The sequence below is a fragment of the Micromonospora sp. NPDC003241 genome, assembly GCF_053589795.1.
Window position 1 is genome coordinate 87760 of record NZ_JBSFSO010000014.1, and the last position, 21560, is coordinate 109319.

22 protein-coding genes and 1 pseudogene are annotated in these 21560 nt (G+C 68.4%); 6 read left to right on the top strand and 17 right to left on the bottom strand.

Going from position 1 to position 21560, the window contains the following annotated elements; genetic code table 11:
* Nucleotides 1–167: 167 nt before the first annotated feature.
* From ACWDVW_RS14310 to ACWDVW_RS14335, 6 genes are all read right to left on the bottom strand, one after another.
* The gene (locus tag ACWDVW_RS14310) at nucleotides 168–599 is read right to left on the bottom strand and encodes a hypothetical protein (protein ID WP_449948243.1); all 432 of its coding nucleotides are present in this window, start codon (nucleotides 597–599) and stop codon (nucleotides 168–170) included.
* Nucleotides 600–659: 60 nt separating this feature from the next.
* Nucleotides 660–1004: a hypothetical protein gene (locus ACWDVW_RS14315; RefSeq protein WP_449948245.1), complete on the bottom strand. Its 345-nt coding sequence runs from the start codon at nucleotides 1002–1004 to the stop codon at nucleotides 660–662.
* Nucleotides 1005–1760: 756 nt separating this feature from the next.
* The gene (gene tsaD / locus ACWDVW_RS14320) at nucleotides 1761–2801 is read right to left on the bottom strand and encodes a tRNA (adenosine(37)-N6)-threonylcarbamoyltransferase complex transferase subunit TsaD (RefSeq protein ID WP_449948247.1); all 1041 of its coding nucleotides are present in this window, start codon (nucleotides 2799–2801) and stop codon (nucleotides 1761–1763) included.
* A gap of 3 nt (nucleotides 2802–2804) precedes the next feature.
* Complete coding sequence (def, locus tag ACWDVW_RS14325; RefSeq protein ID WP_449948249.1) at nucleotides 2805–3353, bottom strand: peptide deformylase; 549 nt, start codon at nucleotides 3351–3353, stop codon at nucleotides 2805–2807.
* Between the two features lie 90 nt (nucleotides 3354–3443).
* Nucleotides 3444–4085: a CGNR zinc finger domain-containing protein gene (locus ACWDVW_RS14330; RefSeq protein WP_449948252.1), complete on the bottom strand. Its 642-nt coding sequence runs from the start codon at nucleotides 4083–4085 to the stop codon at nucleotides 3444–3446.
* The gene (locus ACWDVW_RS14335; RefSeq protein ID WP_449948255.1) at nucleotides 4064–4522 is read right to left on the bottom strand and encodes a Fur family transcriptional regulator; all 459 of its coding nucleotides are present in this window, start codon (nucleotides 4520–4522) and stop codon (nucleotides 4064–4066) included. The genes ACWDVW_RS14330 and ACWDVW_RS14335 overlap by 22 nt, the downstream gene beginning before the upstream one ends.
* 86 nt (nucleotides 4523–4608) lie before the next feature.
* On the opposite strand from ACWDVW_RS14335, the gene ACWDVW_RS14340 reads away from it, so the two are divergent.
* From ACWDVW_RS14340 to alaS, 3 genes are all read left to right on the top strand, one after another.
* On the top strand, nucleotides 4609–5223 hold the full coding sequence (locus tag ACWDVW_RS14340; protein ID WP_449948258.1) for a superoxide dismutase: 615 nt from the start codon (nucleotides 4609–4611) through the stop codon (nucleotides 5221–5223).
* Between the two features lie 5 nt (nucleotides 5224–5228).
* On the top strand, nucleotides 5229–5489 hold the full coding sequence (locus ACWDVW_RS14345) for a superoxide dismutase (RefSeq protein WP_449948260.1): 261 nt from the start codon (nucleotides 5229–5231) through the stop codon (nucleotides 5487–5489).
* A gap of 202 nt (nucleotides 5490–5691) precedes the next feature.
* A complete protein-coding gene (gene alaS / locus ACWDVW_RS14350) occupies nucleotides 5692–8337 on the top strand; it encodes an alanine--tRNA ligase (protein WP_449948263.1) in 2646 nt (881 codons plus the stop codon).
* 321 nt (nucleotides 8338–8658) lie between these two features.
* Here alaS and ACWDVW_RS14355 read toward each other — a convergent pair whose 3' ends face one another.
* From ACWDVW_RS14355 to ACWDVW_RS14380, 6 genes are all read right to left on the bottom strand, one after another.
* Complete coding sequence (locus tag ACWDVW_RS14355) at nucleotides 8659–9705, bottom strand: arsenic resistance protein (protein WP_449948265.1); 1047 nt, start codon at nucleotides 9703–9705, stop codon at nucleotides 8659–8661.
* Nucleotides 9621–10148 (bottom strand): MerR family transcriptional regulator, encoded by a 528-nt coding sequence (locus ACWDVW_RS14360; protein ID WP_449948268.1) that lies wholly within the window; start codon nucleotides 10146–10148, stop codon nucleotides 9621–9623. The genes ACWDVW_RS14355 and ACWDVW_RS14360 overlap by 85 nt, the downstream gene beginning before the upstream one ends.
* Nucleotides 10149–10214: 66 nt before the next feature.
* Nucleotides 10215–10514 carry a hypothetical protein gene (locus ACWDVW_RS14365; RefSeq protein WP_449948270.1) on the bottom strand — a complete coding sequence of 100 codons (300 nt, stop codon included), beginning with the start codon at nucleotides 10512–10514 and terminating at the stop codon, nucleotides 10215–10217.
* Complete coding sequence (locus ACWDVW_RS14370) at nucleotides 10507–10947, bottom strand: MerR family transcriptional regulator (protein WP_449948273.1); 441 nt, start codon at nucleotides 10945–10947, stop codon at nucleotides 10507–10509. Before ACWDVW_RS14370 ends, ACWDVW_RS14365 begins: the two co-directional genes overlap by 8 nt.
* The gene (locus ACWDVW_RS14375; protein WP_449948276.1) at nucleotides 10944–11300 is read right to left on the bottom strand and encodes a hypothetical protein; all 357 of its coding nucleotides are present in this window, start codon (nucleotides 11298–11300) and stop codon (nucleotides 10944–10946) included. The genes ACWDVW_RS14370 and ACWDVW_RS14375 overlap by 4 nt, the downstream gene beginning before the upstream one ends.
* A 67-nt stretch (nucleotides 11301–11367) precedes the next feature.
* Nucleotides 11368–11778: a hypothetical protein gene (locus ACWDVW_RS14380; protein WP_449948279.1), complete on the bottom strand. Its 411-nt coding sequence runs from the start codon at nucleotides 11776–11778 to the stop codon at nucleotides 11368–11370.
* Nucleotides 11779–12002: 224 nt separating this feature from the next.
* Between ACWDVW_RS14380 and ACWDVW_RS14385 the strand changes: the two genes are divergently transcribed.
* Nucleotides 12003–12389, top strand: a complete 387-nt coding sequence (locus ACWDVW_RS14385; protein WP_151493061.1) for a hypothetical protein — start codon at nucleotides 12003–12005, stop codon at nucleotides 12387–12389.
* On the top strand, nucleotides 12386–12913 hold the full coding sequence (locus ACWDVW_RS14390) for a DUF6036 family nucleotidyltransferase (protein ID WP_449948283.1): 528 nt from the start codon (nucleotides 12386–12388) through the stop codon (nucleotides 12911–12913). Before ACWDVW_RS14385 ends, ACWDVW_RS14390 begins: the two co-directional genes overlap by 4 nt.
* A 298-nt stretch (nucleotides 12914–13211) precedes the next feature.
* Here the strand turns inward: ACWDVW_RS14390 and ACWDVW_RS14395 are convergent, their stop codons facing one another.
* Nucleotides 13212–13988: a hypothetical protein gene (locus ACWDVW_RS14395; protein ID WP_449948286.1), complete on the bottom strand. Its 777-nt coding sequence runs from the start codon at nucleotides 13986–13988 to the stop codon at nucleotides 13212–13214.
* A 426-nt stretch (nucleotides 13989–14414) separates the two neighbouring features.
* Here ACWDVW_RS14395 and ACWDVW_RS14400 point away from each other — a divergent pair, with 426 nt between their 5' ends.
* Nucleotides 14415–14771 (top strand): bacterial transcriptional activator domain-containing protein, encoded by a 357-nt coding sequence (locus tag ACWDVW_RS14400; RefSeq protein ID WP_449948289.1) that lies wholly within the window; start codon nucleotides 14415–14417, stop codon nucleotides 14769–14771.
* 49 nt (nucleotides 14772–14820) lie between these two features.
* Here ACWDVW_RS14400 and ACWDVW_RS14405 read toward each other — a convergent pair whose 3' ends face one another.
* From ACWDVW_RS14405 to ACWDVW_RS14420, 4 genes and pseudogenes are all read right to left on the bottom strand, one after another.
* On the bottom strand, nucleotides 14821–18210 hold the full coding sequence (locus ACWDVW_RS14405; protein WP_449948292.1) for an NACHT domain-containing protein: 3390 nt from the start codon (nucleotides 18208–18210) through the stop codon (nucleotides 14821–14823).
* A gap of 338 nt (nucleotides 18211–18548) precedes the next feature.
* Nucleotides 18549–19043, bottom strand: a pseudogene (locus ACWDVW_RS14410) (M23 family metallopeptidase); the annotation flags it as partial.
* A 53-nt stretch (nucleotides 19044–19096) separates the two neighbouring features.
* The gene (locus tag ACWDVW_RS14415; protein ID WP_449948295.1) at nucleotides 19097–20089 is read right to left on the bottom strand and encodes an outer membrane protein assembly factor BamB family protein; all 993 of its coding nucleotides are present in this window, start codon (nucleotides 20087–20089) and stop codon (nucleotides 19097–19099) included.
* A 159-nt stretch (nucleotides 20090–20248) separates the two neighbouring features.
* Nucleotides 20249–20749 carry a hypothetical protein gene (locus ACWDVW_RS14420; RefSeq protein ID WP_449948298.1) on the bottom strand — a complete coding sequence of 167 codons (501 nt, stop codon included), beginning with the start codon at nucleotides 20747–20749 and terminating at the stop codon, nucleotides 20249–20251.
* Between the last annotated feature and the right edge of the window lie 811 nt (nucleotides 20750–21560).

Consider the following 21560-nt stretch of genomic DNA (forward strand, 5'->3'; position numbering starts at 1 on the left):
GGGGAGCAGGGAACCCGGCGCGGCAAGTACGCCGACGACCCGGGATCACCCCCGCATGCGCGGGGAGGAGACTCTTTCACCACCTCGTACCCCGAGGCGCTCGGGATCACCCTCGCATGCGCGGGGAGCAATCGGCGTCATCGTGGTCGGCGGCGTCGGTGTCGGGATCACCCTCGCATGTGGTCGCCCCTGCGGTGGGGGTTACGGTCGCGATCGACGCCCGACGGGCAGGGTGTGCCGGCGTCGTTGAGGCCACGTGCGATGCTGGCGAGACTCCGGCCGGCCAGGCGTTGGGCGTACATCCACCGCACGTGTCCGGCCGTGGCCGGATCTGGTTCGAGGCGCCGAAGCCGGCGACCCCAGCGGGCGTGCGCTGCGTTCGGATGAGGGCCGGCGTCAACGAGCCGGTAGCCGTAGGGCGGCCGGCCACCGAGGTACCGCCCCTGCTCCCGCGCTTGGGCCCGCATCGCCATGATGACCCGGAACCGGGCGCGCTGCACCTCACGTTTCGACTGGGCGCCCAGCATCATGATCAGCGCTTGGTGGGTGGGGTCGTGGTGGTCGACCGGCCCGTCCGTCTCCGGCAGCCACAGCTGCACGCCGTGCTGTTCGAGCAGTGGTGCCAGGTGCTGCAGTTGGTTGGCGGAGAACGCCCGTTCCTACTCGCCGACCACGATCGCGTCAAACCCGCGGTCTGGGTCGTCGAGCGCGGCCAGTAGTGCGGCGGCCCTCGGACGCTGCCGCCAGCTGCGGCGGCGCGAGCAGCCGACGTCGAAGTATTCGGTGACGATCATCCCGTGCCCATCGACAAGCTCGGTGGCGCAGTCCCGCTGCCAGTGCCGGGACGTCACCCGGTCCTGGTGCTCGACGGTCGACATCCGGCCGTAGAACGCAAATCGCAGACCACGCCGCCGCTGGGCGGATGGTGGCGGACCGTTCTGCGGCTGGCTGTTGAGCCACTGGGTCAGGGGATCCTCGAGATCGTCACTCTGCTTGCCCGACACCGGACCTTTCTACGAAGGACCTTCGCGGTCGAGTCGGACAAGTAGTCCGCTGGCGCCTGTCGGGCTGGGACAGGCTCGGAGTCCAGTGCCAGGTTTCAGCTGACCGCTGAGGCTGCTCGGTGGCGGTGGTGTGGCAGGTGCGGCGTGGTCCTCGGGCCTCTTGCCGTACCACGGCTTCGGTCGAGTGGCGGAAGCGAGGAAGTGGCAGCGACCGAGATCCTCCTAGGATGGTTAGGGGGTGCGCGCCGCCCCTTATGGCGGCCGACAGTAGGGGGAGGTCGCGCACCGGCCGTCGTCGTGTGCCGCGATCGGGATCGCCCTTTATGGGAGGAGAACGATCTCGGCCTGTGGGCCGGCGTCGCTGGTGTGGCGGGACGCTCTGGACAAGCGTGGTCACCGACCAGCGAAGGATTCGTTCTTTCTGGTCTGTGACTGCCTGAAGGGGGCTGCGGGGGGTTCCGACGAACGCGTGGCCCAGAGTGGGGCGTAACGGGTGTGATCCACTCGATCCGGGTCACGTCCCGCCTGATCTCGTGCCTTCCGGGTCGAACTCCAGCGGCGAGGACGGCTTCCTGAAAGGGAGGCGGACGATCGTCGTTTCATGACGGGTGCGTTGTCCCTACGCACGCGTGATGCTCTGCTCGACGACCGGGGCGGATGGCTGCCGCGTGGGTCCTGCCCACGGGTCTGGGCGTATCGATCTTGTCGAGAATGGCCGTGCGGCACAGGCCCCCGGGATGGGTGCCCCTGCCTGACTCAGGGGCGAAGGCCCTGCAGGAGTGCGCCGTGCAGGACGGCGGAGGGGTCGGCGCCGAGGTCGAGTCGGTCGGGTGTGATGTCGGCGCGGATGAGGAGGTCGCCGATGGCGGCGATCATGGCGCCGTTGTCGGTGCAGAGTCGTGGTGACGGTACGCGTAGCCGTATTCCGGCGGCGGCGCAGCGTTGTTCGGCGAGGGCGCGTACTCGGCTGTTGGCGGCGACGCCGCCGACGAGTAGCAGGGTGTCGGCCTGGTGGTCGCGGCAGGCTGCGAGGGCTTTGCGGGTGACGGTGTCCGCGACGGCTTCCTGGAACGACGCGGCGACGTCGGCCATGGGCACGGCCTGGTCGCCGTGTTTCTCGATCCAGCGGGCGACGGCGGTTTTGAGGCCGGAGAAGGAGAACTGGTAGGGCGGGTCGGTCGGGCCGGTCATCGGTCGGGGGAAGGCGATGGCGGTGGGGTTGCCGTCGCGGGCGGTGCGGTCGATGGCGGGTCCGCCGGGGTAGGGCAGGCCGAGTAGGCGGGCGACTTTGTCGAAGGCTTCTCCGGCGGCGTCGTCGACGGTGTCGCCGAGGTGGACGACGGGATCCCGGGCGAGGTCGCCGAGGAGCAGGAGTGAGGTGTGCCCGCCGGAGACGATGAGTGCGACGCAGCGGTCAGGGAGTGGACCGTGTTCGAGGACGTCGACGGCGGCGTGGCCGGCGAGGTGGTGCACGCCGTAGAGGGGGACGCCGAGGCTGAGGGCGTAGGCCTTGCCGGCGGCGAGGCCGACCTGGACGGCGGTGGCGAGGCCGGGTCCGGCGGTGGCGGCGACGGCGTCGATGTCGGCGAAGCCGATGCCGGCGCGGTCGAGGGCGTGGCGGACCATGGGGGTGACGGCGTGCAGGTGGGCGCGGGCGGCGATCTCGGGGACGACGCCGCCGAAGCGGGCGTGTTCGTCCATGCTGGTGGCGAGGGCGTCGCCGAGTAGGACGCCGTCGGCGACGATGCCGACGCCGGTTTCGTCGCAGGAGGTTTCGATGCCCAGGACGATCGGCATCGGTCAGTCGTCCTGGTCGGTGCCCGCACCGACGCCGGGGTGTTCGGCGCTGGCGGCCAGGATGCGTTTGCGGAGTTTGGTGGGGAGTCGGTCGACGTAGGTGAGGCCGTCGAGGTGGTCGACCTCGTGTTGGAAGCAGCGGGCGAGGGTGCCGGTGCCGTCCAGCCGGATCTGGTGGCCGTGGATGTCGTAGCCGGTGACGGTGGCGGTGGCGCAGCGGGCCAGTTCGGCGTGTTGGCCTGGGACGGAGAGGCAGCCTTCGGTGTCGGTCACCAGGTCGCGGTGTTCGGGTAGGTGCAGGACCGGGTTGACGATGGTGGCGACGGTGTGGGCGCCGGTGGCGTCGGGGCAGTCGACGACGAAGATCCGGGCGTCGACGCCGATCTGGTTGGCGGCCAGGCCGACGCCGTGGGCGGCGTACATGCTGGCGAACATGTCGGCGACGAGGTGGGCGAGGGCATCGTCGAAGTCGGTCACGTCGGCGCAGCGGCGGTGCAGTACGGGCGTGCCGTAGCGGGTGATGGGGCGCGGAGTGCCGGTCGAAGTCTGCACAGTCACCTATCATAGGCAATTGCCAAGAGTTTGCAGTAAGGGTTGTCTCGTGGTGGTCCCGCCGGCCGGCCGAGGTGCTCCGGGCGGTGGTCAGGGTCGGGTGGCGCGGCGTCTGGCACGGTGGGCGCGGACGTGGTGGCGGGTGGCGCACCGGTCGGAGCAGAACCGGCGGCACCGGTTCCTGCTGTCGTCGAGGAACGCGGTCGGGCACTCTGGGTCCGCGCAGACGCCGAGCCGGTCGATGCCCCGTTCACACAGCCAGACGGAGAGTCCCCACACGGCGGCGGCGACGTACTCGACCGAGCGCGGAGTGCCGGGTGCGGCTACGTGCATGTGCCAGTCGACCGCCGAGGTGCCGGAGATCATCGGCCGGACCCGATACCGGGTCAGTAGGGCGTTGAGTTCGTCCGCCGCCTGCTGCTCACCGCCTGCCGTCACGCTCTGGAACACCTGACGCAGGCGATGTCCGACCTCCTGCAGCCTGTGCAGGTCGGCATCCACGACGGCGGGAAGTGGGGGATGCTGCGCCAGCAGCGTCCGCGCGTCGGTGAGATCGTCGAGCCGCGCGTTGGCCAGTGCCGCCGCCCGCAGGGCCAGTCGGTAGCTGTCGGCCAGCCCGCTGCGGTTGCCCGTGCCGGCGCCGCGGGCACGGGACGGGCGCGGTGGTCCCGCCGTCGCCGGTGCCGCCCGTACGCCGACGGGTTGGGCCCTTATCGGGTTGCTGCCCGGCACCCCGCGCACCGTCCGTAGACGACGACACCACTGGGCTGTCCGGGCGGATCCGGGTCGATCCCGACGGCGCGTGCGGCGGCCAGGCTGGCTTCGACCGTCTCGGCCGGCAACTGCCGCATGTCGCCGCAGGCGCCGCAGACGGCGTGGTGGTGCGCGTCGTCGGCGAGCCCGAACGTGGTCGTCCGGCCGACCGGCACGGTGTGGGCGATGCCCAGCTCGACCAGTTGCCGCAGCACCCGGTGCACCGTCGACAGTTCCACGGCCACACCACGGGCGAGCAGCGCGTGGTGCAGCTCGGTCACGGTGAGGTGCCCTCGATCACCAACCGCGTGCGCGAGTTGGTCGAGCACTCCTCGCCGGGCGGCGGTGTTGCGCAGGCCGGCACGGCGTAGTCGCCGCACGGCGGCGGTCACTCGGTCGGTCTCCGATGTGGTCAACCGCCCCTCCTCGCCGCGCGATCGTCGGTTCTATTGCAAGATAGTGGCAAGAGCATCATCTTGGCAGCAACCCTGGAGGAGTTCTCATGGCGGTCTACACCCTGCCGGATCTGCCCTACGACTACGGCGCTCTGGAGCCGGCGATGTCGGGGCAGATCCTGGAGCTGCACCACGACAAGCATCACGCCACGTATGTCAAGGGCGCCAACGACGGTCTGGAGCAGCTCGCCGAGGCCCGCGCCAAGGGCGACTTCGGCACGCTGGTCGGATTGGAGAAGACGTTCGCGTTCAACCTGTCCGGTCACGTGCTGCACTCGATCTTCTGGGGCAACCTCTCCCCGGACGGCGGCGACCGTCCCGATGGCGATCTGGCGGCGGCGATCGAGGAGCACTTCGGTTCGTTCGACGCGTTCGCCGGACAGCTCTCCGCCGCCACCAAGGGCGTGCAGGGCTCCGGGTGGGGCGTGCTGGCCTGGGAACCGCTCGGGCAGCGGCTGATCGTGGAGCAGGTCTACGACCACCACGGCAACGTCGGTCAGGGATCGACGCCGCTGCTGGTGTTCGACGCCTGGGAGCACGCCTACTACCTGCAGTACAAGAACGTCCGGCCCGACTACGTGGACCGGCTGTGGAACCTGGTCAACTGGTCGGACGTGATCGCCCGCTTCGACGCCGCCCGCGCCGCCACGCCGAAGATCTGAGCGGCGTGACCGGCCTCACCCCGGCCGCGGCGGAGCTGGTGCAACGCGCCGCCGGGGTCATCGCGGCCAAGCACCGCGGTGACCTCGACGGCGCCGAGGAACTCCTCGCCGCGTTCAGTTCCGAGCAGGCCAAGACCCTCGGTTTCTACCTCCTGGCGGACCTGAGCCTCGGACTGCTGCGTACGCAGAGCGGCCAGTCCCTGGACGACCTCGTCCGGGAACTGTCGCTGCTCGTCGCCGCCACCGCGACACCGCCGGACAACTGACCAGGTTGGTGATCCGGTCGGTGTCGCTGGCGCCACCAGACGTGCCGGCGACACCGACCGGATCACCACCTGTCAGGACCTCCCTGCCCGCCCGCTGCACCGGCAGTGCCCCGGGCGAAGCTCGGTCATGGGGTATCAGAAACAACCTCACCCTGCTGCCACTAACATGTAGTTGCACACTTTTGGCAATAAGGGGGCGTTGGTGCGGACGGCGGAGATCAAACGGCGCTTCCTGGCGCACTTCGAGGCCAACGGACACACGGTGGTGCCGTCGGCGCCACTACCGGCGATCTCGGATCCGAACCTGCTGTTCATCAACGCCGGCATGGTGCAGTTCGTCCCGTACTTCCTCGGTCAGCGGGCCGCGCCGTACCGGACGGCGGTGTCGGTGCAGAAGTGCATCCGGACGCCGGACATCGACGAGGTCGGCAAGACCAGCCGGCACGGCACCTTCTTCCAGATGAACGGCAACTTCTCCTTCGGCGACTACTTCAAGGCCGACGCGATCCGCCTCGCCTGGGACCTGTCGACCACCCCGGTGCAGCAGGGCGGTTTCGGGTTGGACCCGGAGCGGATCTGGGCGACGGTCTATCTGGACGACGACGAGGCGTACGACCTGTGGCTGGCCACCGGCATGCCGGTCGAGCGGATCGTGCGTCGCGGCAAGGCGGACAACTACTGGTCGATGGGCATTCCCGGCCCGGCCGGCCCGTGCTCTGAGTTGTATTACGACCGGGGCCCCGCCTACGGCGCCGAGGGCGGCCCCGAGGTCGACGAGGACCGGTATCTGGAGTTCTGGAACCTCGTGTTCATGCAGTACGAGATCGCCGACGTGGCGTCGAAGACCGACTTCCGGATCGTCGGTGACCTGCCGAACAAGAACATCGACACCGGCATGGGCCTGGAACGGATCGCCTCGATCCTGCAGGGCGTGGACAACCTCTACGAGATCGACGAGGTGCGTCCCATCCTGGCCCGGGCCGCCGAGCTGACCGGCAAGCGGTACGGCGTGCACTCCGGGCCCGCCGCCGCCCAGTCCCACCCCGACGACGTCCGCCTGCGGGTCATCGCCGACCACGTCCGCACCGCGCTCATGCTCATCGGCGACGGAGTGACCCCGTCCAACGAGGGCCGCGGTTACGTGCTGCGCCGGATCATGCGCCGCGCGATCCGCGCCATGCGACTGCTCGGCTGGCAGGACAAGGCGCTGCCCGAACTGCTGCCCGTCGCGCGCGACTGTATGTCCCCGTCGTACCCGGAACTCGCCGCCGACTTCGACCGCATCTCCTCGGCCGCCTACGCCGAGGAGGACACGTTCCTCGGCACGCTGCGCGCCGGCACCACCATCCTGGACACCGCGATCGCCGAGACCAAGAAGGCCGGACGCTCCTCGCTGCCCGGCGACAAGGCGTTCCAACTGCACGACACGTACGGCTTCCCGATCGACCTCACCCTGGAGATCGCCAACGAGCAGGGCCTGACGGTGGACGCCGACGGGTTCCGGGCCCTGATGACCGAGCAGCGCGCCCGCGCGAAGGCCGACGCGAAGGCCCGCAAGACCGGCCACGCCGACCTGACGGCCTACCGGACAGTCCTGGACGCCCACGGGCCGACCGACTGGCTGGCCTACAGGACCCTCGTCACCGAGTCCCAGGTGCTCGCCCTTTGGTCCCGGGGCGCGACCGTCGACACCGCCCACGCGGGCGACATCGTCACCGTCGCGCTGGACCGTACCCCGTTCTACGCCGAGAGCGGCGGACAGGACTCCGACGCCGGCATGCTCACCGGCCCGCACCTGCGCGCCGAGATCATCGACGTGCAACGGCCGATCAAGGATCTGATCGCGCACACCGTCCGGATCCTCGACGGCAGCCTCACCGTCGGCGACCCGGTGCACGCTGCCGTCGACCCGCAGTGGCGCCTCGGCGCCCGGCAGGCCCACTCCGGCACCCACGTGGTCCACGCCGCGCTGCGCCAGGTTCTCGGACCGAACGCGCTGCAATCCGGCTCGTACAACCGGCCCGGCTATCTGCGCCTGGACTTCGCCTGGCGCGGCGGCCTGTCCGAGGTCACCCGCAGCGAGATCGAGGAGGTCGCGAACCTCGCGATCCGCCGCGACCTGCCCGTCAACGTCCGCTACCTGCCCCTGGAACAGGCCCGCGCCGAAGGCGCCCTGGCCCTGTTCGGCGAAACCTACGACGACACCGTCCGCGTCGTCGAGATCGGCGGCGAATGGTCCCGCGAACTGTGCGGCGGCACCCACGTCGACCACTCCGCGCAGATCGGCTCCCTCGCCCTCACCGGCGAATCGTCGGTCGGCGCCGGCCAACGCCGCATCGAAGCAGTCACCGGCATCGAAGCGTTCCGGTACCTGGCCCGCGAACGCGACCTCGTCGGCCAACTCGCCGCCCAACTCAAAGCCCGCCCCGAGGAACTACCCGACCGGATCGCCACCCTCCTCGCACGCATGAAGCAGATCGAACGCGAAGCCAACAACCTCCGCGACCGAATCATGGACCTCGACGCCGACGGATACGCCGCCCACGCCGCCGACCTCGACGGCGTCGCCTACGTCGGCGTCACCACCACCGACGACGGCCGACGCCTCGCCGACAAGATCCGCGACCGACTCGGCCGCCGCCCCGGCGTCGTCGGCGTCATCGCCGGCGCAGCCATCGTCGTCACCGTCACCCCCACCGGCCTCGAACGCGGACTATCCGCCGCCGACCTGATCAAACTCCTACTCGCCGGAAGAGGCGGCGGCAACGCCGCACTCGCCCAGGGCAAAGCCACCGGCGACCCCGCCGACCTACTGACGCGGCTACGTGACCTCACCGCCACCGCATGACGTTCAAGCACCCTGGATGCCTTCCAGATCGCCTGTGATGGCCAGCACTCGTCCGCTGGTGTCGGGGGGACGGGTGCGAGGAACCGTCGGTGACTCTACGAAAGCGCGGCATCCGTTGTCCGAGCCATCCTCGACCCCCGTTGAAGTGCGCGACCAGGTCTGCGCAGCTCCGACGAGCACGAGCCAAGGCGAGCGTCAGCGGGGACCTGGGAGTGCCGCCACACCGTGATCGAGGACAGAAGCAGCGGTCAGCCAGGAACGGCACGAGCGTCGCGTCGGGGACCACGATTGTTTACGAGAGCGGTGTTGGTCTTGATCCGATCAACCGTTGCCGGTCCGTGCCGGGTCGGAATCGGTGCGTTGGGATTCGGAGGTGGTGTTGCATTGTTCGGTCCTCGGCCGGGTGTCGCGGGTGATGAGCGGGACGACGCGGACGAGGGTGACCATCGCGATCAGTTCGACGAGGGTCTGGGTGACCACGGCCAGGGGTGCGATGTCGAGCGCGGGTGGCAGCGCGAGGGCGAGCGGGAGTACGACGAGGGAGTTGCGGGTGGCGGCGGAGAACATCACGGCTCGGGTGGCGGGTACGTCGAGTCGGGCCGCGCGGCTGGCGAGCCTGCCGATCAGCACGGCGGCGACGACGAACGCCGCGTAGAGGGGGACGACCCGGAGCAGTGCGAGGGTCTCGGTGCCGACGGCGGCGATCTGGGAGCCGACGACCACGGCGAGGGTGGCCATCATCAGCGGCACCATTGAGGCGGCCATGACCTTCTCGACCGTACGTCCGGCCTGGTGGCGGCGGCCGGTGGCCTGGACGAGTGCCGCCGCAGCTAATGGCACGACGATCAGGACGAGGAACGCTTCGACGAACGGCGCGACGTCGACAACGGCGAGCACGTCGGATCCGGCGAACAGGTAGAGGTAGGCCGGGAGTAGCAGCATCTGGACGGCCATCAGCAGGGGCGCGGCGGCGAGTAGGCGGGCGTGGGCGCCTCCGGCCAGGCCGGTGAACACGATCACGTAGTCGATGCAGGGGGTGAGCAGGACCAGCAGTACGCCGAGCATGAGGCCACGGTCGTCGGCGACGAAGCGGGACAGCCCGTAGGCGACGGCCGGTATGACGAGGAAGTTGACGGCGAGGATGGTGCCCAGGAACCGGATGTCGCGGAACGCTCGTCCGACCTCGACCAGCGGCACGCCGAGGAACGTCGCGAACAGCAGTAGTGCCAGGACCGGGTTGATCGCGTGGGTGAGCCCGGGTGCGAGCTGCGGGGCGGCCAGCCCTACGAGCGCGCTGACGGCGATCGCGGCGAGGTAGAGCGGGATCTGCTGTGCGTCCCACCATTCGACGGTGCGCCGTATGGCCATCGTGTTCCTTCGGGTGCCGGCCTGGTGGTCGTGCGTGTCAGGTGCTGTTCGTCGCGGAGTGCGCATTCGCTGCGGCAGGAGTCGCCGCTGTCCGGGCACGTCGCCACCCGGCGGGCGGCGGCGTCGAGCCGGTCGCGTAACCGTTGCAGGTTGGCCAGGCGGGTATCGACGTCGTGCAGCCGTTGCCGGAGTGTGGGGTGGAGTGCCTCGCGGACCTGGGTGCAGCTGTCGCCGTCGACCACGACGAGCAGGTCCGCGATCTCCGGCAGGGACAGGTCCAACTGTTTGGCCGCCTCGATCATCGACAGCCGGTCCAGCATGCTCTCGTCGTAGGCGCGGTACCCGTTCGGGCCGCGCCGAGCCGCGATGAGGCCGAGGCTCTCGTAGTAGCGCAGCGTGGTCGCGGGTATGCCTGACTTGGCCGCGACGTCGGAGATGAGCACCGAGTAACCCTAAACCTTCAAGTCGACTCGAAGGTTAGCCTCACGGTGGGTGATGTCGCCGACGTCTCAACAGCCGCATCCGGCAGCCGAGCAGCCGCCGCCCGTGCGGGCCGCGTGGCGGCGCTGCCACCACCACATGCCGCCGGCTGCCGCCAACAGCAGCGCGGCACCTGCCAGCAGGATGTTCTGTGTCAACGCGGCCCCGGCGCCGGTGAGGACCCCGGCCGCGATGAGTAGCGGCAGGGCGCAACACGCCACGCACGCAAGCGCGGCGAGTCCGGCGCTGACCTTGCTGCGGGTCGGTGGCCCCGATCGTGGGGCGTCGGTGTGAGTGTGGGTGTGGACGCGGTCGGCGAGATCAGGCATCAAGGACTCCATCGGTGTGGGCGAGTTCGGAGAAGGGCAACGGGCAGCACGGGCTCGCCGCGCACTGGGTCAGGTCGTCGCAGCCGGCGTCCAACGCTGACAGCAGCGACGTGCGGATGGTGTGCAGGTCGGCGATGCGGGCGTCGACCTCGACGAGCTTCGTGCGGGCGCGGGACTGCAACCCGACATCAGCGTGGGCTCCGTGCCGGTGCCGGCCCGCGTCGATCAGGTCGGCGACCTCCTCCAGAGTGAAACCCAGCCGCTGCGCGGCCTTGATCACCCGCAGGATCACCACAGCAGAAGGCAGATACATCCGATGCCCGCCGGGACTGCGCCGGGGCTCGGGAAGAAGTCCACGGCGTTCGTAGTACCGCAGCGTCTGGATATTCACCCCGGCGGCCTCCGCGACCTGCCCGGTACGCAGCCCGGTCACGACCTGACCGCCAGAACGGCGCGCGCCCGAGCCGCCAGACCGTCGAGGACCTCCGCCTGTTCGACGGGCACCGCCACATCCAGCAGCAGGTGCTCGGGGGTGCGAGTGAAGGTGAACGCGAAGAACGAGCAGCATCCGCTCTCACGGACAGTCAGGTCCCGGGCGGTGGCCTCGATCTGCGGAGGAGCATCCAAGAACAGCCGCAACAGGGTCGGGCCGGTTCGGTCACAGCCACGCAGAGCGACAGCGAACAGATCGTCGAACTCCGCCAACCGCAATGGCCGCTCAGCGGTTGGCAGGGTGCACGCCTGCGGCACCCACTGGTGATCGTCTTGCCTCTCGAACCCGGTCATGCCACCACGGTAAGCCTGTACCTAGGTACCGGATGCAAGCCCGTTACCACCGGACGCTGCCCCTTCCTCATGATTCGGACCATGCCTGCCACTGCTCGCCCCAAGCGTCGAAAGCACGCACAATCCGTCCAGGCGGTGCCTCGCGACTGTCATCGCCGCTCAGCCGAGCGTCCAACAGGCGCGGCGCAGAACCAGCGAACCCGCCCACGGAGTCCATGTCGATCCACTCGTGCAGCACCTCCGGCGGCGTCGGCTCTGCCGGTGGCCGAGACGGACGCAGCCGCATGATCACATCGTCGGCCGGGCTAGCCATCCAGTGAACGCCCCGCGGCAGGGCATCGAGCCAGATGACGGGATCAGGCGCGTCCGGGTCTTCCAGAATGTCGCACACTGGGTCCCGCTCGACTGCGGCCGTCACCTCAGCGAGAAACTCGACCAACTTCGTCGTCTTCTCGATAGCATCCTGACTGAGAGTCACGGTCGCATGCACCCCTGCAAGTTGGCAGGCGACGTCACAGACCGTGCTGCCTACAACCAAGATCACAAGGGTGATGCCGTGCGCGCAGCCTGAGTGAACGGTCCGAGCGGGGGCGCCGCCCACAATTGGGCGCTCGTCGCCACCTCACCTCTGCGGTGCTCGCGGGCGGCGCCGCGATAGTCTGCAACGGACGAAACCGTCGGCTCGAAGGTGAGGCTTGCCCGATGGGTACCAGCTACGAACCGATGAGTCTGGCCAGGTTGGCCACGCATCTGGCATCCGCTGACACCGACCAGACTCGCTGGAAGCTCGTATGGGAGTTTCTGGAGGAGTACCGCTGGGAACCCGCCGAAACCAGGGTCGACCTGTTAAAAGATGAGCCCGGGCTAACCGGAGACCCACGGTGGGACGCACTGCTTGCCGCGCTCGCGGAGCACCTCCTAGCTCAGGCAGATCTTGCTCCGCCCGCATGGGTCGACGCACGTGTGCTGCGTCGGGCATGGTTCCCGGCCGAACTGGCCATCCACCGGGCCGACGCCCTGGCATGGGCCCCGGCTGCATTCCGGAAGCACGGTGTGTACCTCTCCGTTCACGACTTGGCCGCGGCGTGAGCGGATCAGACGGCGTCCTCATGGGGCGCGCGGAACTCGAACGCGCGTTCGCTCACCTGGGCGACCGGCTTGTCCGCCGCGGAGTCGTCGCTGACATCTTCATTGTGGGCGGTGCCGCGATGGCGCTCGCCTACGACGCGAAACGGGTGACCAGGGACGTCGACGCAATGTTCGTCCCGCACGGAGTCGTCCTCGACGAGGCGCGTGCAGTGGCCGACGAACTGGGCCTACCGCCGTGGTGGCTCAACGAGCAGGCCAGCGTTTATGTATCCGGCAAGGACGACCCGGGCAAGCGGCGAGTCTTCGACCACCCTGGCCTGCGCGTGATGGCCGCCTCTCCAGAGCACATCTTCGCGATGAAAGCGCTCGCGGCGCGAACCCGCGACGTGGACGACCTTCGCGCCCTGGCGGCGCTGGCCAAGGTAGCGACGGTGGACGACGCTATACGTCTGTGCAGCGACTTTTACCCCGACGAAGCGATCTCGCCACGAGCCATGGGAGTTATCCACGAGCTTTTCGGATGATTCGGATACACCCTGCAGCACGGCGCTCAACCTGATCACTTCTGGGCACCGTAGCTGAAAACGCCGTACGACTCTTCACCGCAATGCTTCGACAAAGTCGTGATCTTCGTGAGCGGGCCACCAGCACCGGCCATGGCCGGCTGGCACGCGGAGCCAGGCTAACCAGTATCCCCGCGCGGACCGTCCGGGAAGTACCGCGACCAGGTGCGAGCCTCCCGGTTTCCACTTGGCGTGCCAGCCCAGCCCTCGCCGGCATCCACTCCTGTTAACCGGGAGCGGACGGTGCTCGTGTTGGGGATCAGGGCGATGCGGCGGCGGCCTCCCGCAGGAGGTCGAACATGAGCCGGGCGTGTGGCTTCAACACGCCCTTGTTCGAGTAGTCCACCTCGCGGAACAGCAGCTGTCGTTGGCCGGTGCCGATCTCCCGGTCGAGCATCCGCCGCAGCGACCGCTCGACCCGAGCCGTGAGGTCGTCTGCCGGCCGGTCGACCAGCAGCGCAAGCGCACGATGCAGAGCGGCCTCGGCGTCTTCAAGGTATAGGTAGTCTGAACCGGTCGGTAGGCGCTGCCTGTTCAGGTCGATGCCGTAGCGGAAGTCCACGCCGACCAGGTCGGCCCCGGAGAAATCGTTGCCGTGGAACTCGTTGGATTCCCGCAGAGCGAGCATCCGGTATCCCGGTGGTTCCGGCTGCCCTTGCTCGGCAAGGAACGCCAGGTTGCTCGTGAATCGCTCGGCGGAGCCGGGCGGTGGGGAACCCCATAACGTCGTTGACCTGATCCTGCCGGTGAAGAGGCAGTCGACGAGTTCCAGATAGCCCGCCGTCAGCTCTCGAATCTCTGCGTTTCGGAAGGTGCAGCCGACGAACCGCGAGTAGCCAGCCGTGCCGGTGAGCACCGCGCCGTCGAAAGAGCACTCGACGTACTGCGACAGTTCCATGCCGGAACCGAGCGCCACGTCCTGGAATCGGAGTCCGTCGAAGCGGCACCGCTCGAAGTGGCTGCCGACAGCGACGAACTCGGTCAACCCTTGCGTGGAGTAGCCGACTCCGACGATCTCCTCGTGCTCGATGACCAACCGGTAACCCTGCTCACGTGCCACGACGCATCCTCGCCACTCGCACCCGCTATTTCCTCCAGTTGTAGAGGGCGTAGTCGCACGTCTCGTAGTCACCGCCCTTGTCGACGTGCCGCTGTGGTGAGAGGGGCGGGTAGCCTCGTTGCCGGTCAAGCGGCAGTGATGTCGGGGCGGCCTGCGGTAGACGGACGATCTTTTTCGGGGTGCTCTCCGATCGAGCCGGCTGTTGGCCGGCGATTGCTTGCAGGGTGCTCGGCGGTAGGGCCCGGCGGTATCCGGTTCTGTTAGGCTAGCAACCATGCTTTTGCGCCGTTTTCCGGCGCATACGCCGCGCGTGGGGGTCCGAATCCCCCCTCGGACACAAACCGAATCCCAACGGTGCGCGGCAAGGTCAACACTTGCCCACACTGATGTTCCCCGGGTTCTGTGGAGTCTCTACAAGATCCGGGGCGGTTCACCGAGAAACCCGGGGAACATCACTGCCGACAAGTCGGCGTCAACATCCACGCCCACCTCACCGTTCTAATCGCCGACACAGATCCCGCCCGCGCCCGCAACCTCCTCGACACGGCAGGCACCATCGACCCCATCAACGAGGAAATCGCCCGCCTCGCGATGACCGCCCACAGCCAGACCGGCGACACCGCAGCCGTACGAACGCGACTCACCGCACTCACCCAAGCGCTGCAGACAATCGACGAAGAACCGTCCGAGGAAACTCACCGGCTGGCTCGCCGCCTGCTGCATTTCACATCACCACGAACGGACAAGCGGCCGACGTAGCCGCCATACCCTGACGCCAGACTGAGATCTGGCTCTCACACGACCGAGGTCACTGTCTCGTAGTGTCGGGGTCGGGGCGGCTGAGAAGCATTAGCCCAAGCCGCGGCAAGCGGAGGAGTGCGCCGGCCTGCTCGATCTCCTCGTAGCGATCGATGTGGCGGCGGAACTCGTCCCAATCGTCCGGCCAGTTGCGATCCTCCAAGATCAGCCACCGTAGATAGCGGGGGACCGTGTGGTCGTTGGCGAGGCTCCGGAGAATCTGCTCGCCTTGCGGATCGCCGCTGCGGCTCAGGTTCCGGGCCGCCAGGAAGCGGTGCCAGGCCGACCGGCACGGGTCGACCGCGATCGCGGTGATGAGATCACCTGAGATCTGCCGGGGTAGCCCGGCCTGGGTGACGGCTAGGACCAGTCGGGTTGGGGTGCCTGGGGCCGCGGCCACCTTCTCGAGGCGGGCCGCGTACCGATGGGGCAGGCGCCGCCAGATACCGAGCGCCGAGATCCGCAACGCCCGATCGATCCCGCGGTCCTCGATGCGGATTCCTAGACCGAGAGGCGAGAATTCCTCCCGCACCTCGTCCTTCCATTCTTGGGCGGTCCAGTCGCCGTGTCTGCCGACGATGTCGGCGGCCCGGACAGCCACGCGGACCGGAGTGCGCCGGTCCTCGATCAGGTTGATCAACGGTTCGAGGTCTCCTGTCTCGTAGGCGAGACGAGTGCCGGCCTGGAAACGAAGGCGCGCGGAGCTGTCTAGGCCGCGCAGCGTCTCCCAGCGGGGATCCTGACCGGTCCGGCCAAGCAGCGCCGCCGCGAAGACCCGGTCGCGTCGGCGGGCCCGCGCTCTGGCCACACCGACCGGGTCACCCAGGGCCACAAGCACGCCGAGCGCGATCCGGCTACGTGCGCGCCGCCGCAGTTCACGCAGAGCCTCGGCGTCGCCTTGGCGCGCGAGGATCGCCCACCGCTCGATCCGCTGCCGCCGGGTCAGACGTGCCCGTGTGGGCAGCCCCAGACCGGCCGCCAGCCAGGCCGCCGGACCCGGCTGATCTACTGCCTCGGCGGCCCGCCGCAGCGTCTTGGGGACGGCGGCCTGCGCCAAGCGGCGGGCTGCGGCCACCGCGAGCGCGGAATGCACCCGTCGGCTGGACGCCAGCGCGATCAAGGCATCGAAGTGGCCCAGGTCGCCGAGCATGGCTGCTGCCCCATAGGTGGCAGGTACATCGGTGGCGTCGGAGACGAAGCGTGACAATAGCTCTACGATGACCGGATGGTCGCGCCGGTGCAGCTCCCGCAGAGCGCCGAACCTTAGGAACTGATTCACTGTCGACGCGCCGTCGTAGAACTCCGACTGGGTTGAACCTTCGGCGAACAGCCTGAGGGCAGTGTCGTCGCCTCGATCGGTCAGCGCGATCGCGCCCCGGAGCCGTTCGCTGTCCCGGATGCCGGGCGAGGCGAGCAGGCCTCGAAGAGCCGCGTCGTCACCGTCGTCGGCGAGGCGGATGGCCGCGGCGACCCGCTCGGTGTCGTCGATGTCGATGTTGTTCGCCCTCGTCGTGAGTTCGCGGCGGCCGATGCCGCCGAGTGCGTGCCGGCCGGTGAAGCGTCCGGCGTCCCACGGCAGGGGCTTCGCGGACAGCCCCATCTCGAAAAGAGCGTCCTCGGCAAAGTCTCGAACCGCCGCGTCGTCCGCAGTCGCGGCAGCCGATCTCAGCAACGGAACCCCGCGCTCTCGATCGACATCGGCGATCGCGCTCGCCACGGTGACGCGGGTCCAGTCGTTCATCGCATCGTCCTCCGCGAGTTCACCGAGCCGGCGCAACACGTCCGCGTCGACGCTGAGCTCGCGCAGGATCCGGAGCGAGTCCGAACCCTCACCTGCGGCCAGGTCGTCGATGAGGGCCTGCACGATGCAGCCGCGGGTGTCCGGGCCGACCGCAATCCCGTCCGCGAGCAGGTCTCCCGCGGCAGCCGGTTCGAGGCCCTCGTTCAGAAGCCTAGCGACCAGCCGGTCGGTGTCCGACTGAAGGGCAACCTGGAAGGCGGCCAGGTTGCGGCCACTCGGATTGGTCATCAGACGGCACCACTTGGCCTCGTCGAAGGTAGCTGCCCGGCATCGAGCGGCCAGGTACTCGGCGAAGCTTTGATGGATGAAACGCAGCCGGCGCCCCCGGGCGACGACCACGCCGGTGGCCTGGAGCAGATCAGACATCAGCGAGCGGCCGTTGGGAATCAGAGCGGCCAGGTCGTGACCGGCCGAGCGCCGCAGCCAGTCGAGCCCTGCCTCCACCATGTCGGCGTCCGGATCGTCGACATTTGCGTCACCGACAGCGTTCAACAGACCATTCACCCGTCCGGAGAAGTCGGCACGGAACCATGACGCAAGCGCGGATGCGGACTCGCCCCGGTCGGCCAGCGCCGCCTCGATCACCTCCCGCAGCTGCCGCAGCTCCCGCCGGCCCTCCACTAGGTGCCCGACGAACTGCTCGTAGAGGGCTGCCCGGCTCGACGGGAGCGGCCGGTCGCCGTCGTGCTCGAACACCATCGCAGCGATCGTCGTCAGCAGCGGTACCCGGGCCACTGGGCCGAGCCGGGCACCCGCCACCCGAGCCAGGAAGCGTACGGCCAACTCTTTCGCCTCGGCAGGCATCTCGGGACGCCGGGCGGCGAACCAGCGCCGAGCGAAGGCGTCCAGCTCGTCCTGATCGAACGGTTGCAACTCGTAGACGTCCACGCCGGGCGCCCGAAGACCCGACATCTCGTCTTCAGGCAGCGGCCGCGTCGTGACGACGAGCTGGTGCGACACCGATGGCTCGGCGAGCCGGCTCCGCAGCGACCAGAGCACCCGTGACCGCGCGTCCGGATCAATGATCTCGTCGACCCCGTCGATCATGATGCGCCAGCGGGCACCGCGGGCCGGCGGCCGGTCGAAGGTGGACGCTGGCAGGTCGAGCCTCAGATCGTGACGGCAGGCAAGGGCCAGGGCACCCGGCAACGATTGCTCGACCAGGTCCGCGGCAGCGATGGCGATGGTGAACACCTTCGGCCGCCGGCCCCGGAGTGCCTCCTGGGCGCTTTCGGCCACGGCTGCAGCGACCAACGCCGACTTTCCCGCTCCAGCGCCGCCGAGCAGGATTGTGTGCTGGCTGCTGGCGAGCATTTGCTTGATGCCTATCGTGAGGTCTGCCGCCCCCGGTCCGGCGACCTGCTGCCGGACGTATACCTCGGAGAGCGCGGGAACGTGCCCGAAGAAACGGTAGCGATGACGGGCCGCGTCGTGGTTCTGCGCCTGGAGGAGAGCAGTCAAATCCTGCCCGGCGAGGGCCGTCCGGGCCGTCCGCCGCCGCCGCAGCAATCCACCGATCGTGATCGTGACGGCGACGAAGGCCAGGAACGCGCCGATGACCGAGCCCAGCTTGTCGCTGACTTCGAGCCAGTCACCCATGCGCGGATCGTAGCGGCGCAGCGACGCACGGCGTAGAGCATGGGCCGACGGGCCGAGGATTGCCGAATGAGGCTCGCTGTTCGACCGACCGCTGCCGTCTCACTCGAACCGCCGTGAGACCGGGAACACCGAGAAACGCGGGGACGAGCGGATACCTCTGTTCAAAGAGTTGACTGCTACCTGCTTACTCGCGCCAAACGCCCTCGCGGGCGGCGCAACGGTTTGCTAGATCATGCGATGCCTCGCCGCACCGCTTGTTGCCACTCCTGAGCTGCTGGTCAGGGTGGGCTGTCCCGCGGTCGCCCTGACCAGCCAGTTCCCCGGCGCGACCAGTCCCCCTACTGTGGGGATTCGCCCAGTGGCGCGCCGACGGCAATCATGAACGCGACGGGATTTTGGGCGCCCGCGCTGCTGGGATCGCCGTTGGTGTGGATCTCGTAGTGCAGGTGTGGGCCTGAGCTGTGGCCGGTGGAGCCGACGAGGCCGATGGGTTGGCCGACAGTGACGGGCTGGCCTGGTTGGACCAGGGGCGGCTTGTCCATGTGGCAGTAGCGGGTCATGATCCCTTGATCGTGCTGTATGTCTATATACCAGCCGCATCCGATGGTGTGGTTGGGGTTTCCGTCGCGGTGGCAGCCCCAGTCGCTGCCGTCGCGGCGGTCGATGGCGTTGCAGCGGACTTGGGTGACGGCTCCGGTGGAGGCGGCGCGGATGGTGGTGCCGCGTGGGGCGGCGAGGTCGACGCCGTCGTGTCCGGGGCGTGCGGCGGTCCGGAATCCGGATCCCACGGGGGCGTGGATCGGTTGGGTCCACGGTCCGGTGACGTGGCAGCCGTCGGCGGCCGGTGGTCCGTCGGGCTGTGGGTTAGAAGCCCCGATGCGGCAGCTCAGGGCCAGAAAGTTCCGGCGCTCAGGGTGCCCTTTCCGAAAATCAGCGCGTCAGCCTTCCCGTGCTCGTACAGACCGGCGATCTGCCGGTCGGCGGCCAGTCGGCCGCAGATGTCGCCGTCGCGGTCGATCCCGGTAAGGATGCCCGTGCGATGCGCTGCTACGAACCCGAAGTCCGTTTTGATCAGTCCTGCCAGCCGGTTGTCGATGCGTACCCTATGACGGGTCTCGCCCGTGTCGGGCTCGATCGCGACCAGGCCGTCGGTGGATGGGAGCCAGGCGAGGCCACCTACGACGTGGGCCGCCGCCCCTGGCAGTCCCGCTCCGGCCGTGGAAAACATTCGGGCGCGGGACATCTCAAGATCGATCTCCCACTGGGCTCCCGATGCGCCGGCAACCAGCCCCCGTCGGGCGCCGAGCATCGCGAACATCGTTCGAGAGTCGTTGCTGGCAAGCGGCTCTGGCATCGTCCATGTGTTGACTTGGCTGCCGTCGAGGGGATCGATCAACCGGATGTCGCCGGTAGCCGGGTCGGCGAGCAGCACCTGCGCGCCGACAACCATCGGCGCCACGGTCGTGACCGGCCCGGGAGTGCGCCAGAGCGGTGCCCCATCGCGCAGGTCGAACGCCATCAGCGGCGTGTAGCCCCGCCAGCCGCCCGCGAGCACCACGCCGCCGGCGCAAACAAGATGGCCCGTGAAACCGGGAAGGTCGGCGCTCCACACCTGTTGACCAGACGAAAGGTCGAAGCACACCAGCGAGGGGACGTTCTGCGCGATTCCCAGGCACCGGTCGCCGGCGATCACCACCGCTCGAGGCCAGGTCCCGAACGGCGCACCCCAAAGCGCAGCGCCATCACGTGGATCGACGGCGACCAACCGGTTGGAACGCTCGTGGACCACGATCAGGTCCTGTGTCGCCGCCCAGCCTCCGAACGCGCTGGACAAACCGTGTTGGTGCAGTTGCCGCCGCCACCGAGCTTCGAAGATCACCTCGCGAGGGAACCAGACGCCGAAGCGCGCTGCAACGCTGATCCGCAGGAGCCGACCAGCGACGTGACGGTAGAAACCAAACCCAGGTTATCGAAGCGAACGCAATTGCGCCCAGCTCAGTCTGCCTGAGGGCGATGGTCAACGCCGTGCGCCGGGAAGTCACTGTTCCGCGTCGGTGGGAGTCGTCAGGTCGTCTGCGGCGAGATCTGTATTGACCATGACCTGCCGCCGCTGGGCTTCCAGGATTTCCTCGCGCAGCACGGTAGAGATCTTTACTGCCACCAACTCGACGTCGAACGCCGCAGCGGCTTGTGCAAGCCAACCTGAGATGGAGTCACGTGCTGCCGGGCTTGCGAACGCGATGATCGCCCGGGTGTTCTCCCTGCCGGCCTCCCGCTTTAGTAGCGCTAGTTTGAGCACATCTTGAGCGATCTTCTTCGGCTGCGCGCCCTTCAGCTTGCCCTGCCGGGCGTACGCCTCGACCACCACACTCATGTCAGCTGTCGCCGCGTCCAACTCGATCGAAGCCCCGCTAGCCAACGCGATCCGCCCAGGCCTGGACAACACGACTCCAAGAGACTCCGCGAGCGCGGCGACGATCTCAGCCTCGGCTCGGTTCTGCGTCGCTGAGTTGCTCTGGTGCACGCCGTCCGCAGTCATGCCGCCGAGGATAGGGCGACGACAGCAGGTAGTTGTCCTGGGGAGGGCGTTCGAGCCGTGGGACGGCATTGGCCGATCGGGTGAGTCACGGTGGCCGCTTGATCGACGGAGGACGGCTTCCAACGGTCGCTGCGGGCCCAGACGGTGGGCATGGCCTGTCCGCGACGCGAACCGGCCATGCCCACAGCTCCGTTACATCGATACGAGTCCGAAGATTGAATGACCTGGCTACGCAAGAGCGTTCAGCGTGGACAGTTTCATTTCTCGTTGGGCATTGATCTGTGTCGACCCCGACACACACTTGATGCCAACACGCCTGGTCAAGCTCGATTTCGAGGTGTTGACCTTCGAGGCGACTGGAACCCCAACGATGCGCGCGTCGTCGCAGTCGCGAGGTGCCGAGAGGCCGGTAGGGCACGCGCGGAGTTGTTGTCCTCGAGTTCTGGCTCGGCGGTTAGACAGGCTTGCGAGACTGACGTGGAGTCGACCGAATGGCTGGCGAGGTTCCGCATCCACTGGCAGGGAAGTCGAGTGCCGGTGTCACGTCGGTCCTCGGTCTCCCAACGTGATGCGTCGAGCTGGCTGATCTGGTAGCCGTGACGGTCCAGCCAGTTGGTGGCTTGTCCCCGCAGGGATGGTGCTGGCGCATTGCAGGTGCCTCAGTGTGCCGGGCGTACGGCGGGTGGAAGCAGCGAAGCCGTCTGCGGGGTGGATGACTGGGCCGGATCGAGTTCGATCGAAGGTGTTGGCTCGGGCAGGATGTCGGCGTGATCTGGGGCAGACGGGGAAGCGGGGTTCAGCGGTCGACGGT

Excerpts from the sequence above, each read along its gene's own strand:
- tsaD (WP_449948247.1), bottom strand. The coding sequence starts at position 2,801 with ATGCCGATCGTCCTGGGCATCGAAACCTCCTGCGACGAAACCGGCGTC.
- ACWDVW_RS14340 (WP_449948258.1), top strand. The coding sequence starts at position 4,609 with ATGGCGGTCTACACCCTGCCGGATCTGCCCTACGACTACGGCGCTCTG.
- ACWDVW_RS14355 (WP_449948265.1), bottom strand. The coding sequence starts at position 9,705 with ATGGCCATACGGCGCACCGTCGAATGGTGGGACGCACAGCAGATCCCG.
- ACWDVW_RS14365 (WP_449948270.1), bottom strand. The coding sequence starts at position 10,514 with ATGCCTGATCTCGCCGACCGCGTCCACACCCACACTCACACCGACGCC.
- ACWDVW_RS14375 (WP_449948276.1), bottom strand. The coding sequence starts at position 11,300 with ATGACCGGGTTCGAGAGGCAAGACGATCACCAGTGGGTGCCGCAGGCG.
- ACWDVW_RS14385 (WP_151493061.1), top strand. The coding sequence starts at position 12,003 with ATGGGTACCAGCTACGAACCGATGAGTCTGGCCAGGTTGGCCACGCAT.
- ACWDVW_RS14405 (WP_449948292.1), bottom strand. The coding sequence starts at position 18,210 with ATGGGTGACTGGCTCGAAGTCAGCGACAAGCTGGGCTCGGTCATCGGC.
- ACWDVW_RS14420 (WP_449948298.1), bottom strand. The coding sequence starts at position 20,749 with ATGACTGCGGACGGCGTGCACCAGAGCAACTCAGCGACGCAGAACCGA.